Origin of the sequence: Nocardia huaxiensis (genome assembly GCF_013744875.1) — a bacterium.
GTDB lineage: Bacteria > Actinomycetota > Actinomycetes > Mycobacteriales > Mycobacteriaceae > Nocardia > Nocardia huaxiensis.
Map to the genome: position 1 here is coordinate 2,849,726 of NZ_CP059399.1, position 14,478 is coordinate 2,864,203.

9 protein-coding genes are annotated in these 14,478 nt (G+C 66.5%); 6 read left to right on the top strand and 3 right to left on the bottom strand.

Annotated features, from left to right (window positions below):
- Positions 1-2: 2 nt before the first annotated feature.
- Together H0264_RS12735 and H0264_RS12740 are read right to left on the bottom strand one after the other, a co-directional pair.
- Positions 3-3,722 (bottom strand): nitrate reductase subunit alpha, encoded by a 3,720-nt coding sequence (locus H0264_RS12735; RefSeq protein ID WP_181584146.1) that lies wholly within the window; start codon positions 3,720-3,722, stop codon positions 3-5.
- 373 nt (positions 3,723-4,095) lie between these two features.
- Positions 4,096-4,836: an MHYT domain-containing protein gene (locus tag H0264_RS12740; RefSeq protein ID WP_181584147.1), complete on the bottom strand. Its 741-nt coding sequence runs from the start codon at positions 4,834-4,836 to the stop codon at positions 4,096-4,098.
- Between the two features lie 247 nt (positions 4,837-5,083).
- On the opposite strand from H0264_RS12740, the gene H0264_RS12745 reads away from it, so the two are divergent.
- Positions 5,084-5,722 (top strand): Uma2 family endonuclease, encoded by a 639-nt coding sequence (locus H0264_RS12745; RefSeq protein ID WP_181584148.1) that lies wholly within the window; start codon positions 5,084-5,086, stop codon positions 5,720-5,722.
- A 15-nt stretch (positions 5,723-5,737) separates the two neighbouring features.
- On the opposite strand, the gene H0264_RS12750 is transcribed toward H0264_RS12745, so the two are convergent.
- Positions 5,738-8,050 carry an arylsulfatase gene (locus H0264_RS12750; RefSeq protein WP_181584149.1) on the bottom strand — a complete coding sequence of 771 codons (2,313 nt, stop codon included), beginning with the start codon at positions 8,048-8,050 and terminating at the stop codon, positions 5,738-5,740.
- Positions 8,051-8,216: 166 nt separating this feature from the next.
- On the opposite strand from H0264_RS12750, the gene H0264_RS12755 reads away from it, so the two are divergent.
- From H0264_RS12755 to H0264_RS12775, 5 genes are all read left to right on the top strand, one after another.
- A complete protein-coding gene (locus H0264_RS12755) occupies positions 8,217-9,806 on the top strand; it encodes an ABC transporter substrate-binding protein (protein WP_181584150.1) in 1,590 nt (529 codons plus the stop codon).
- A gap of 70 nt (positions 9,807-9,876) precedes the next feature.
- The gene (locus tag H0264_RS12760) at positions 9,877-10,836 is read left to right on the top strand and encodes an ABC transporter permease (protein WP_181584151.1); all 960 of its coding nucleotides are present in this window, start codon (positions 9,877-9,879) and stop codon (positions 10,834-10,836) included.
- Entirely contained in the window at positions 10,833-11,717 is an 885-nt protein-coding gene (locus tag H0264_RS12765) for an ABC transporter permease (RefSeq protein ID WP_181584152.1), read from the top strand. Before H0264_RS12760 ends, H0264_RS12765 begins: the two co-directional genes overlap by 4 nt.
- Positions 11,714-13,468, top strand: coding sequence for a dipeptide ABC transporter ATP-binding protein (locus H0264_RS12770; RefSeq protein WP_181584153.1), 1,755 nt, complete (start codon positions 11,714-11,716; stop codon positions 13,466-13,468). Before H0264_RS12765 ends, H0264_RS12770 begins: the two co-directional genes overlap by 4 nt.
- A 217-nt stretch (positions 13,469-13,685) precedes the next feature.
- Complete coding sequence (locus H0264_RS12775; protein ID WP_181584154.1) at positions 13,686-14,468, top strand: helix-turn-helix domain-containing protein; 783 nt, start codon at positions 13,686-13,688, stop codon at positions 14,466-14,468.
- Positions 14,469-14,478: the final 10 nt, after the last annotated feature.

A 14,478-nucleotide genomic window follows, 5' to 3' on the forward strand; every position in this document is an offset into this window, starting at 1 on the left:
GATCAGTACTCGACTTCCTGCGAACGCTTACGAATGGTTGTCACTTCGTCACGCTGATTTCCGGTGGGGCCGTGGTAGTTCAGCGCGAAGGACTGCTGGGCGTAACCACCGATCAGGTGCGAGGGCTTGATCATGATGCGGGTCAGCGCATTGTGGATGCCGCCGCGTTTGCCCTTGCCCGCCTTGGTGTCGTCCGCGCCTTCGATGCGCGGCACGGCCACGGCGCGGTCCTGCGCGTGGTACATGAACACGGTGCCCTCGGGCATGCGGTGCGAGACGATGGCGCGCGCCACGACAATGCCGTTGCGGTTGATCGCCTCGATCCAATCATTATCGGCCACACCGATTTTCGCGGCGTCCTTCTCCGACATCCAGATGGCCTGACCGCCGCGCGAGAGCGTCAGCATGTGCAGGTTGTCCTGGTAGGCGGAGTGGATGGACCACTTGGAGTGCGGGGTCAGGTAGCGCACGGTGACGCCGTTGTCGCCGACAGTGCCGACCCCGGGCTCACTGAAGAGCGCCGACATGTCCAGCGGCGGACGGTAGATCGGCAACTGCTCGCCGAGTTCTGCCATCCAGTCGTGATCGAGGTAGAAGTGCTGCCGCCCGGTCAGCGTGTGCCAGGGCTTCTTGCGCTCCACATTGATGGTGAACGGCGAGTACCGGCGGCCGCCGGATTCACTGCCCGACCATTCCGGCGAGGTGATGACCGGCACCGGCCGAGCCTGGGTGTCGGCGAAGGTGATTCGCTTGCCCTCGGCTTCGGCGGCCAGGTCGGCGAGCTGGGTTCCGGTGCGCTTCTCCAGCTCGTGGAAGCCCTCCACCGCGAGCCGGCCGTTGGTGGTGCCGGACAGCGCGAGAATCGTCTCGGCGGCGTGGGTGTCCTTGGCCAGCGACGGACGGCCCTGTGCCACACCGGAAACCACGGTGCCGTTGACGCCCCTGAGGTATTCCACCTCGGCGTCGGGAATGGTGGTGACGGCCTTGGTGGTCACGCCGAGGGTTTCCACCAGCGGCCCGAGTGCGGCCATCTTCTCGGCGACGGCCGGGAAGTCGCGTTCCACGACCACCAGCTTCGGCATGGTCTTGCCCGGAATCGGTTCGCACTCACCGTATTTCCAGTCGAGCACCTTGCCGCCGGCCTGCGCCAGGGCATCCGCGCTGTCGTGCTGCAGCGGCACCGCGACCAAGTCCTTGCGCTTGCCGAGGTGCTTCTCCGCCATCCAGGAGAAGCCGCGGGCGATGCGGTGGAACGCCTCGAAGTCGGTGCGCGCCTCCCACGGCGGGGAGATGGCCGGGGTGAAGGCGTGCACGAACGGGTGCATGTCGGTGGAGGACAGGTCGTGCTTCTCGTACCAGGTGGCGGCGGGCAGCACGATATCGGAGAACAGCGTGGTGCTGGTCATCCGGAAGTCCAGGGAGAGAAGCAGATCCAGCTTGCCGGTGGCGGCTTCGTCGCGCCATTCCAGTTCCTGCGGGCGCACGCCGGTGGCCTCGCCGGTCTGCAGGTTGGAGTCCGCGCCGAGGAGATGCTTGTGGAAGTACTCGTTGCCCTTGCCGGAGGAGCCGAGCAGGTTGGCGCGCCACACGGTGAGCACGCGCGGGAAGTTCTCCGGGGCGTCCGGGTCCTCACAGGCGAAGCGCAGGTCGCCCGACTTCAAGCCGTCCACAACGTAATCCGCGGGAGCCTTGCCCGCGGCTTCCGCCTCGTCGACGATGTCGAGGGGGTTCTTGTTCAGCGTCGGGTACGACGGCATCCAGCCCAAACGCGTTGCGAGCGCGATATTGTCGGCCGCCGTGCGCCCGGCGAACTGTCCCTTGCCCAGCGGCGAGGAGAAGGTGTCGGAGGTGAACGGGTCGTAGCGCCACTGATCGTTGGTCAGGTACCAGAACACGGTGCCCTGCATCTGGCGCGGCGGGCGCTGCCAGTCGGAGGCGAAAGCCAGTGTGGCCCAGCCGGTTACCGGACGGCACTTCTCCTGGCCCACGTAGTGCGCCCAGCCGCCGCCGTTCACGCCCTGGCAGCCGGTGAGCAGCGTCAGCGTGAAGAACGAGCGGTAGATCTGATCCGAGTGGAACCAGTGGTTGGTGCCCGCGCCCATGAGGATCATGGACCGGCCCTTGGAACGCATGGCGTTGTCGGCGAATTCGCGCGCGATGCGCTCGGCCTGCTTGGCGGGGACGCCGGTGATGGCCTCCTGCCAGGCGGGCGTGTACGGCTCGTTGGCGTCGTCGTAGCCGGTGGGCCAGCTGCCGGGCAGCCCGGACCGCGCCACGCCGTACTGCGCCAGCAGCAGGTCGAACACGGTCGTCACACGTTTACCCGCGACGACGGTGGTCGGCACGCCGCGGGTGAGGACCTCCGCGGCGGGCCCGTCGAAGCGGGGGAACTGCACGGCCGCAGCATCTTCGGTGCGACCGTGCAGGGTCAGCAGGGGATCGACGTCCCCCAGATCCAGGTTCCAGTTGCCCTTGCCCGCCTCGGTGAAGCGGTGGCCCAGAGAACCATTGGGCACCTGCGGGTTTCCGTCCTGGTCGAGCAGAACGGTCTGGAATTCGACGCCCTCGCCCTCGATTCCGAGGTCGGCGGCGGTGAGGAATTTGCCGGGCTGGAAGATGTGCCCGCGGTATTCGCCCTCGGCGCTCCAGCCGCCGTCCTGCTCGTCGAGCACGACCAGGTACGGCAGGTCGGTGTAGCGCTTGATGTAGTCGTCGAAGTATTCGGTGGTCTTGTCGACGAAGAATTCCTTCAGCACCACATGACCCATGGCCATGGCCAGCGCGGCGTCGGTGCCGGGACGGGCGGGCACCCATTCGTCGGCGAACTTGGTGTTGTCGGCGTAGTCGGGGGACACCACGACGACCTTCTGGCCGCGGTAGCGGGCCTCGGTCATGTAGTGCGCGTCCGGGGTTCGCGTGACCGGGACGTTGGAGCCCCACATGATGAGGTAGCCGGCGTCGAACCAGTCGGCGGATTCCGGGACGTCGGTCTGGTCGCCGAACACCTGCGGGCTCGCCACGGGCAGGTCGGCGTACCAGTCGTAGAACGACAGCATGGAGCCGCCGATGAGCGAAATGAACCGGGCGCCGACGGCATGCGAGACCATCGACATGGCCGGGATCGGCGAGAAGCCCGCCACCCGGTCCGGACCGTACTGCTTGATGGTGTAAACGTGTGCGGCAGCGGCGATTTCGGCGGCTTCCCACCATTCGGCGCGCACGAAGCCGCCCTTGCCGCGGGCCTGCTTGTAGGTCTTGGCCTGCTCCGGGTTCTCGACAATGGACTCCCAGGCCAGCACCGGATCCTTGAGCCGGGTCTTGGCCTCGCGGTACATCTCCAGCAGCGCGCCACGCACGTAGGGGTAGCGGATGCGCGCCGGCGAGTAGGTGTACCAGGAGAACGACGCGCCACGCGGGCAGCCGCGCGGTTCGTACTCGGGCTTGTCGGCGCCGACGGACGGGTAGTCGGTCTGCTGCGATTCCCAGGTGATCACGCCGTCGGAGACGTAGATCTTCCACGAGCACGATCCGGTGCAGTTCACGCCGTGCGTGGAGCGCACCACCTTGTCGTGGGCCCAGCGGTCGCGGTAGAACTCGTCGGCGCTGCGGCCACCCACTTTGTGCAGGGTGCGCATATCCGCGGACACATCACCGCGATTGAAGTATTTTCCCAGCCGAAGCAGCGCATCTGCGGATGAGGATCCCGTTTGCAAGTTTGCCATGACGCCCCCATCGGGTGAGAAAAACCGGGCTGCTGCGTCGACTGTAAAGACGTCGCAGCGGGCGTCAAAACGATTCTCTCACAGTGCGCCTGGCCCCGTTGTGAGCTGTGAGGTCAGCGCAACGTGACGGTCACTGGGGGATAGCGGCAGTGCAGGTCACAATACGGTACGACCTGCGGGAATATGGTCGAATTGCTCGAATCCGGTCGTGCCGTGGAGGTTTCGGGAAGCTCCCGGTGAAGCTTTGGAAACGGCTGGTTCTTCGCGGGTTTACATTTGTTAACACAATTCGGAAGGGCCGCTGTACGCGCTTTTCCGCCAAACCGGCTATCGCTTACCGGTCTCGGAGTGACCTGCGTAACTCTCCGGCAATTCAGTTTGCTGATCGATTACTGCGTTCGTCCACCTCGGCCAGCCCGACCACGAGGATCAACACCATCATCACGATGGTGACCGTCATGAACAGCGGCGTCACCAACTGCATGCCGTCGGACCCCTGCGGCGGCGTCCAGTCGTGCATGCGATGCGCCCGCATGGATGCCATGCCCATGTAGTGCATGCCGCATACAGCCAGGCCCATGACGAGGGCGGCTCCGAAACTGGCGAGCAGCCCGCGGACGGTGACGGCGAACCACAGGGCCGCGGTCGCCGCCACGACCGCGATGAGCAGGGACAGCGCCACCAGCGGCAAGTGGTATTCGATGTGCGCGTTGGTGTTCATGGCGTACATGCCCAGGTAGTGCATGGCGGCCACGCCGAATCCGGTCACCAGCCCGCCCAGCGGCAGTGCCACCGCCTTGCGGGTGCCGCGCACCGCGACCGACAACCCGATCCACACCACCACGATCGCCACCCCGGCGCTCAGCAGCGTGACCACCCCGTCGAAGCGAATGGTGGCGTCATGAATGGAGAACCCCAGCATGGCGGTGAAATGCATGACCCAGATGCCCGCACCGCCCAAGGCCACGGCCCCCGCGATCAGCCACCCGTCCGGTTTCGCCGCCGCCCTGGCATAGGCCGCACACCGCAACCCCAGCATCGACCCCACCACCGATACCGCGTACGCCAGCGCCGGCGTGAACCACCCATAACTGAAATGATCGAGCTCTAGCACGCTCGCTCCCCCCGGAGTTTCGAGATTCTGGCCTGACGGCCGTGTGAAAACTAGTTCATCACAGCCGCTTTCGCACATCGATCCCCGAATTCCCCGGCAAAGCTCCCACCCTGAACCCCTCGACGAGGCCGAGTGAACCACCGATCGGCGCTACCCCGCATGCACAGAATGATCATGGCAATGTCCACCGCACACACATGGGCGGGAACACGCGATTCGGTGTAGTGCAGACACTACGCTGACTTCTATGAGCGAGGCGTACGACTGGTCCTGGATGCGCCATCCCATCCCGGTGATCGACCTGGACATGTATCTCGACATGCCTGCGGACCTTTCGCGTGCCATCGAGGTGAAGGACGGCATGCTCGTGCACTGTGAGTCGCCGTCGCCGAACCACATCGCGGTGACCTCGGCGATCGAACAGGGGTTGCGGCGAGCGATCCGGGAGCGCGCACCGTTCGAACCTTGTGTGCGGGCCAGCCGCGAAGTGGACATGCTCGTATCGGAGGTGCCGTTCAGTTTCCGGCGGCCGGATGCGATCGTCTACCGCTGCATCGACGACCCTCGCGAGAAATGGGGGCGTAAGCCGACAGCGGGTGACGCGCTCCTCGTCGTCGAGGTCGTCTCGCCGTCCACCGTGACTGCCGACTGCATCGAGAAGCGGGCGCTGTATGCGCGGCTCGGCATTCCGCACTATTGGATCGTGCGGATGGCCAATGATGACGGACCGGTGGTTTCGATCGAGCGACTTCGGTTGACCAGTGGCGGCGCCTACGTCACCGAAGATACCGCCCTGCGTTCCAAGGACCCGGTTGCCGCGGTGTCTGTCATCGATCCGTTGAAGGCCGAGATCACCTGGGCCGAGTTGGATCTCGACGTGGAGTGATGTTCGCCAGGTGTGTTATTCGGCGATGAGTTCGGCCTCCGAATCGAGGGTCTGCCGGGTTTCCTCCGGGACGCCGATCGCGCCGGGGGAGTAGGTGACTGCGCGGAGCGCGCCGGTGTAGCGGAAGACGCCGCGGCGGTCGCGGAGGTCCCAGTCGACGGGGCCGCGGGCGTCGAGACCGATGGAGATGCCGGTCCAGGGGGACATGCCCACGAGTTGAACCTGATTGGGGAGGGTGGCGGCGGGGATGGCGTCGATGGTCAGGGTGAAGTCCCAGCGGAGGTGGGGGCGGACTGTGGCGGAGAGGGTCAGGCGGCGAGTGGCTTCGGGGACGGGGCCGGCGTCGAGGGTGGTGAAGCGGCCGTAGGCGTTGTAGCCGAAGTGGAGGTGGTCGTTTTCGATGTAGAGGAGGTAGCCGCCGAGGGGGTCGCCGTGGGCGACGAGGACGCCTTCGTCGCCGGGGCGGTAACCCTCGAGTTCGACCGCGATGGTGAAGTCGCGGTAGGCGATCAGGCGTTGGGAGCGGTAGCGCTCGAGGGTGGGGGTGCCGGGGAGGATGCGGACCTCGTCGGTGAAGTGGGACTCCTCGGGGCGGCGTCGCGCGAGGTCCTTACGGGTGATGAGGGGGAAAACGGTGTTGTGCCAGGCGGCTTCGTCCCAGGCCGCGGCGAGTTCGGCGACTTTTTCCGGGTACTCCCCGGAGCGGTCGTGTAGTTCGGTGGGGTCGGTGCGGACGTCGAAGAGCTGCCAGTGCGGGTCGTCGATGTCGCGGGCGGGGTCGTGCAGGGCCAGGAGTTTCCAGCCGTCGCGGTAGAAGCCGCGGTGGCCGGTCATTTCCGAGTACTGCTCGACATGCCGGGATTCGGCGGCCGGATCACGGAGAACATCCACGGCGGATATTCCGTCGAAATCTTTGGCGGGCAAACCATTACGTACGGTGGGGCGCGACAGGCCGGCCAGCTCCAGGAGAGTCGGCGCCAGGTCGGTCACGTAGATGTATTCCCGGCGGATGCCGGTGTCGCCCTCGGTGCGAGGGAGTCCCGCAGGCCAGGAAAGGACGAACGGGACACGGACGCCGCCCGCGAAGGTCTGGCCCTTGTAGAACCGAAAAGGTGTATTGGAGGCTTGACCCCAGCCGCGCGGATAGTGCACACCGAGCTTCGCGGTGCCGATGAGTTCGTCGTCGTGCGGGACGTCGCGCTCCCAGTCGGGCTCGTCCACCTGAGCGAACTGCGCGAAGTAGGTGCGGGTGCCCTCCGGGCCGCCCTCGGCGGTGCCGCCGTTGTCGGAGGTGAACACGATGATGGTGTTGTCGAGTTCGCCGAACTGCTCGAGGGTGTCGACAATGTGGCCCAGGCTCTGGTCGATGCTGTCGACCATGGCCGCGTACACCTCCATGTATCGCTCGAAGCGAGACTGCTGTTCGGGGGTGAGCGAATCCCACTCCTGCGCTTCGTAACCCGGTTCGGTATTGCGCGGCTTCTGCCCGGTGCCGGGCGGGAACAGGCCCTGCGCGAGCTGTGAGCCGAACCGGCTCTGCCGCAATCGATCCCAGCCCTCCCGGTACCGGCCCCGATACTTGGCCAGATCATCCGGCTTGGCCTGGAGCGGCCCGTGCATGGCGGTGTGCGCGAAGTACAGGAAGAACGGCTTGGACGCGTCGTGCGCGCGCAATTCCTTGAGGTACCCGACCGCTTTGTCGGTGTAGTCGTCGGTGAGGTAATAGCCCTCCGGGTACTCGTCGAACTCGACCGCCGAGGCATCGGAGACGAGCTGGTTCGGGTAGTAGAAGGAGTTCAACCCCTCCAGCGACCCGTAGTACCGGTCGAATCCGCGCTGTGTCGGCCACGAATCGCGATTGGCCGCCGGATGCAGCGTGGCATCCCGCACCAGATGCCACTTGCCGACGGCGTAGGTGGCATATCCATTGGCGCGCAGGATCTCCGGCAGGGTCAGCACATCGTCGGCCAATTCCAGCCGCAACCCCGGATATCCCGGATCGGCATTGGCCACGAAGCCGAATCCCGCACGGTGCGAATTGATTCCGGTCAACAGCGCCGCCCGCGACGGCGAGCACAGCGGCGTGGTGTGAAAGTTGGTGAGCCGCAAGCCATTCGCCGCCAGTCGATCCAGCGTCGGCGTCTCGATCTCGGAGCCGAACGGCCCGATATCGCTGTAGCCCATATCGTCCACCAGCACCACGACGATATTGGGCGCCCCGGCGGGGGCGGCCGGCGGATACACCCACTCGGGTGTGGACTCGGCGGTGGTGCGGCCGAGCGCGCCGGTGAAGTTCTCGTAGCCGCGGGCATGGGACGGGACTGGCATTCTCCCAGCGAAGAGCCCGAAAACGATTCTTTCCAGGGTTTCACGCACGCTGCGTACAACCGCTGTCCGGGCCCGCACCGGCTGTTAGCGTCGCCGCTACTCAAAGTCTCCCGGTGCCGTCCGCGCACTCCGCCGTCCCGACGGCACGTATTTCGAGGTGTTCCAGATGAATTCGTCCCCCGGCGGTCTAGGCCGCCGCCATTTCCTGCGCAACTCCGGCATTGTCGCGGCCGCCATCGTCGGCGGCGCGGCGCTGGCCGCCTGCACCTCGGCGGTGAACCAGCAGAAGGGCGGCGGGGACGACAACGCGCAGCCGGTGCGCGGCGGCACACTGAAGTACGGCGTGAATGTGGACCTCATTCCGGCCAATATCCTCACCAATACCGGCACCACGCCGTATGTGATCGGGCTCGTGTTCGAGACGCTGGTGCGGTACCCGCACGACAGGCTGGAACCGCAACCGAGCCTGGCGAAGAGCTGGACTCTCGCGCCGGACGGGCAATCGATCACGCTGCACCTGCGCGATGATGTGAAGTTCCACAGCGGGCGGGCCTTCACCTCCGAGGACGTCGAATTCTCGCTGCGGCAGTACGCCGATCCGAAATGGTCGGCGCAGTTGAAGAGCACGGCGGCGGCCGTCACCGGTTTCGACACCAGCGATCCCCACAAGATCACGCTGACGTTCGCGCACCCGCTCGGCAACCTGTTCGATCTGCTCGACACGGTGCCGATTCTGGACAGCGAATCCATCGACCAGCTGGCCACCGGCGACAAGATCATCGGCACCGGGCCGTTCCGGTTCACCAGCCGGATTCCCAACTCGCAGTTGGTCTTCGAGCGCAACGAGCACTACTGGGTGCCGGAGCGGCCGTACCTGGACCGGGTGGAACTCACCGTCATCTCCGACAATCAGGCGCAATTGAACGCCCTGAAGTCCGGGCAGATCCAGCTGGCCGATGGCGTCAGCTACCGCGACAACGAAAACCTCGCCAAGACAGCCGGTTTCAAGACCATCGTCTACGAGGGCGCGGAACTGCAGCTGTACGTCGGCGCCAATGTGCAGGATCCGACCCTGGCCGATGTGCGGGTGCGGCAGGCCATCGCCTACGCACTGGACCGCGAGCGCATTATCAGCGAGGTGTTCCGGGGAGCCGGATATCCGCTGAATGTGCCGTGGCCCAAAGGTTCTCCGGCCTTCGACGACGCCCGCAACACGCGATACTCGCGAGATGTGGCCAAGGCCGAGCAGATCCTGTCCACCCTGCCCAAGCCCGGCAAGCTGCCACTGGCCTACAACACCGCACTGGCGACCTACGCGGCCACCGCGCAGATCGTGCAGGCCAACCTCGCCGAGATCGGCCTCGAGGTGGAGTTGGTGCCGACCGACAACGGCACCTTCATCAAACAGCTCATCGGCGCGCAGTTCCCGGGCCTGTGGATCACCGACCACTCGTGGGCGCAGTTCGTGCCGTCCACGCTCACCGTGAGCGCCTACCCGTTCAACGCGCGAAAGAATGCCTCCCGCTACGAATCTCCCGATTACGTGAAGGTCGCCGACGCGGCGTGGAAGCTGCCGCAGTCCACCGGGCCGGACGCGCAGCGGGCCTACCAGGCGCTCAGCGATCAACTCCTCGACGGGCTGTTCCTCATCGAGATCGGCGTGCGTTACGCCCAGGCCGCAGCCGGCACCACACTTCACGGATTCGACTGGACCAAGCGCCGGGAGACCGTCTTCACGGAGGCGTTCCTGGCATGAGCGGTCAAGCGCGTAGTCGGCAGCGGAGCGTAACCACGCAGCGCTCCGCTCATGCCCGAAACGGCGCAGCATGAGCGGGTACCTGCTCAGGCGCGTGCCCTCCGCGCTGGCGGTGCTGTTCGGCGCGTCGGTGCTGATCTTCCTGCTGCTGCGGCTGGTGCCCGGCGATCCGGCGAGCACCCTGGCCGGACCCGACGCCACACCGGAAACCATTGCGGCCATTCGACATCAGCTCGGATTGGACCGGTCCATTCCGGCCCAGTACCTCACCTGGCTGAGGGGCGTGGTCACCGGCGACCTCGGCCGGTCCTACATCATCGGCGGCCAAATCTCCGACCTGGTCGGGCGTGGGCTCACCAACACCCTGGTGCTCACCGGGTCCGCGCTGTTGCTCGCGGTGGTGGTGAGCCTGGCGGTGAGCATCTCCGCCGTCCTGTGGAACAGGCCGTGGCTGAATGCGATCGTGGCCGCGGCGAATACGGTCGCCGTCGCGATCCCGACCTTCGTCACCGGCGTGCTGCTGGTGCTGGTGTTCGCCGTCGCCATCCCGATTCTGCCCGCGGGCGGCGTCCCGCCGGACGGGTTCGTGGCGCACCCGGATATCGCCGTGCAATACCTGCTGCTGCCGTCGGTCTGCCTGGCGTTGCCGGTGACGGCGGCGCTCACCCGCTTCCTCACCGAGGCGCTGCGCACCGAACTGCGTAAGCCCTACGTGCTGACCGCACGGGCCCTGGGCATCTCACATCGGCAGATCGTCACGCGCGGCGCGCTGCGCAATGCGCTGCCGACCCTGCTCACCGTGCTCGGCATCCAAACCGGGCATCTGCTGGGCGGCGCGGTGCTGGTCGAAGCCGCCTTCGCGTGGCCGGGTATCGGACAGCTCATCGAACAGGGCATCAACCGCCGCGACTATCCGGTGGTGCAGGCGCTGCTGCTGTTCTCGGTCGTGGTGTTCGTGGCCATCCAGCTGCTCACCGATCTCGTGCATGCCTACCTCGATCCGCGAATCCGTCTCGGAGGCAAGGCATGAGCGAGATCGTGCGCGACCAGGCGGCCGTCGATACAGCGAAAATCGGTGAGCGCGAGCCGAATCCGGAAAACCCGCTGTGGCGGGCCCTGCGCAGGGGGCAGGGTTCGGCCGGGCTCGTGCTGATCGTGATCATCGCGGGGTCCGGGCTGGCCGCGGGCGTGCTCGCGAAATATGATCCGCTGACCCAGATTCCGGGCGCCAACCTGCTCGGTGCGAGCGGGGAGCACTGGCTGGGCACCGACAATCTCAATCGCGATCTGTTCTCACGGGTGCTCTACGGCATTCGCTCCAGCCTGCTGATCGCGTTCGTGGCGGTGCCGCTGGGCGCGGTGATCGGCTCCCTGGCAGGGCTGCTCGCGAGCGTGAACACCGTCACCGATGTGATCACCCAGCGACTGTTCGATCTGATCCTGGCCTTCCCGACACTGATCTTCGCCATTGCCCTGGCCGCCGTCACGGGCCCGGGCGCGCACGCGGTGATCATCGTGATCGTGGCCGCGGAGATCCCCATCTTCGGCCGCCAGATCCGCACCGCCATCCTGGCCGTGCGCGAGCAGGCGTTCGTGGAGGCGGCCGAGGTGATCGGCGCCGGCACCTGGTGGACCCTGCGGAAACATGTGCTGCCCAATGTGATCGAGCCGCTGACCGTACAGCTGTCGCTGTCGTTGTCGCTGGCGGTGTTCGTGGAGGCGGCCATGAGTTTCATCGGCATCGGGGTGCGCCCGCCGGACCCGTCACTGGGGTCGATCATCGCCGACTCGATCGCCGATCTGGACGCCAATCCGGCGTTCGCGGTCGGACCGCTGCTGGTGGTCTCCGGCCTCACCCTCGGATTCCTGTTGATCGCCCAGGCTCTGGGCCGTGCCCGGAGGATCGGATGAGCGAGTACACAGGTCCCCTGCTCGAAATCGCGGAGCTGGTGGTGCGTTTCGGCGACCGCACGGTGGTCGACGGCGTGCACCTGCGCGTCGGTCGCGGCGAAACCGTCGCGCTGGTGGGCGAATCCGGCTCCGGCAAGTCGCTGACCGCCCGCGCCGTGCTGGGACTGCTGCCCGACGGCACGCACGCACACGGGTCGATTCGGCTGGGCGGCACCGAAATTGCCGGAATGCCGGATGACGAGCTGCGGGTGCTGCGCGGTACCCGCGCCGCCATGGTGTTCCAGGAACCACACACCGCGCTGAACCCGGTGCAGCGCATCGGCACCCAGATCGCGCAGGCGCTGCGCGCGCACGGCCCGATCAGCAAGGCAGACGCGCGAACTCGCGCCATCGAACTGCTGACGCTGGTCGACATCCCGGAAGCGGAGCAGCGACTCGACTGGTATCCGCACCAACTGTCCGGCGGCCAGAAGCAGCGCGTGGTCATCGCGCTGGCCCTGTCGGGTGAACCGGACCTGCTCATCGCCGACGAGCCCACCACGGCGCTCGATGTCACCGTGCAGGCGGAGATCTTGGACCTGCTGCGAGAACTCCAGCGCCGCAAGGGAACCGCCATCCTGTTCATCACCCACAACCTGGGCGTGGTCGCCGAGATCGCCGACCGCGTGGTCGTGATGAACGCGGGCAGGGTGGTCGAGGACCAGCCCGTACGGGACCTGTTCGCCACACCGCGCGAGGACTACACCCGCACCCTGCTGGCGGCCGTCCCGAAACTCCCCGAGCCCGAACCGGAATCGGTACGGGAACAGGTATCCGTGACGTCCGTGCCCAGTCCCCCCGTCATTCCGGCGCGCTTGTGGCCGGAATCCACCACGGGCGATGGATCCCGGCCAAAAGCACGCCGGGATGACGAAGGTGGTGCACGCCGGGATGACGACGCGGACGTCCTGCGCATAACCGACCTCGATGTCGTCTACCGCAGGCGCGGCCGCGACTTCCAGGCCCTGCACCAGGTGTCGCTCAGCCTGGCCGCCCGTGAGGTGGTCGGCCTGGTCGGCGAATCCGGTTCGGGCAAGAGCACACTCGGCCGCACCGCCCTCGGCTTGATTCCCGCCACGGCGGGAGAGGTGGTGCTGCAGGGCGTTCCGCTCACCGGGCTGTCCCGGCGAGAGCTGCGCGGTCTGCGCAGGCAGGTGGCCCTGGTGCATCAGGACGCCACCGCCTCACTGGATCCGCGCCGCTCCCTGGCGGATTCGATCGGTGAACCACTGCTGGTGCACCGGGCCGCCTCCGGTGCGCTGCTGCGCGCCAAGGTCGGCGATCTGCTCGAATCCGTGCGTCTGCCGCGCTCCTACGCCACGCGGCGGCCGGGTGAGCTGTCGGGCGGTCAGCGTCAGCGTGTCGCCCTGGCGCGCGCCCTCGCGCTCGCCCCGCGGCTGCTGGTGGCCGACGAACCGACCAGCGCCCTGGATGTTTCGGTGCAGGCGCAGGTGCTGGAGCTGTTCGCGGATCTGCGCGCCGAATACGGATTCGCCTGCCTGTTCATCAGTCACGATCTGGCCGTGGTGAATCGGGTCTCCGATCGCGTGGTGGTGTTGCGCCAGGGGACGATCGTCGAAACCGGAACGGTGGAAAAGGTTTTCGGTAATCCCGCCCAGGATTACACCCGGCGGCTGCTCGCGGCCGTTCCCATTCCCGATCCGGCGCGGATTCGCGTCGATACTTCCGCTCGGGTCGCGGTCGGAGCATAATCGCGCTACCTCCTGGCATACGGCCCGGACCGGTGCAGATACCGTTCGGTCCGGTCGTCAACCAGGTAATTCACCCGGCTCGCCGCGCCGAACCATCCCTGACAGGATTACGCACTGATACAAACAGGAACAGTTCAGCGTGCGGGTTCATCCGATCTTCCGTGGGAGCATTCACCGGAAGGATGAACTCGATAGGGCACCGGCAAGGAGGACTGTGGTGGTCGCCGATGTGGGATGCGGACCGTATTCCGGCGAACTCGAGGCCCCTACTTTCGGCAACCTGCTGCGCCGCCTGCGCGATCAGCGGGGCGTTTCCCGGGAGCGCCTGGCCTTCAATGCCGGGGTGAGCGCAAGTTACATCACGCATTTGGAGAAAGGCGACCGCGGCAACCCGACCCGCGAGGTGGTGGAGGCGCTGAGCCGATATCTGGACCGGCTCATGCCCCTCTCCAGCTCCGATCACCGGCAGTTGATCGACCTCGCCGGACTCGATACCGGTGAGTTCCCGGAAGTGTCGGAGCTGCGGGCCGCCGTCACCACCGAAATGCGCCGGGTGCTCGACATGCACGGCCCGAATTTGGCCGCCTATGTCGATATCCGGGGAAATCTGCTGGCCTGCAACGACAGTTGGGACGCCGCGTTTCCCGGCGCCACCCTGGACGGCAATATGCTGCGCTGGTTCTTCAGCAGCGACATGGCCGCGCGGGTGCTCGTCAATTGGGAAGCCGATGTGCGCCGGACGGTCTACTGGATGCGCGGGCTCATCGGCCGCTCCGGCAATACCGACGGTTTCCTGGATCTGCTGCGCGAACTGGGCGAATTCCCGGCATTCCGGCAAGCCTGGGCCGAAGGCGGCGTGGAGTTCGCCCCGCACGTGTGGACCATGCATCTGCGCAATCCCGCGACCGGCCTGCGGCGCCGGATCGTCGCCCAGGCCGGTCGGCTGCAGAACGCTGTTCACCCCGGTCAGGTCGTCATGGTCCTGGGTCTGCCCGGGTGAGTGAGCTCGC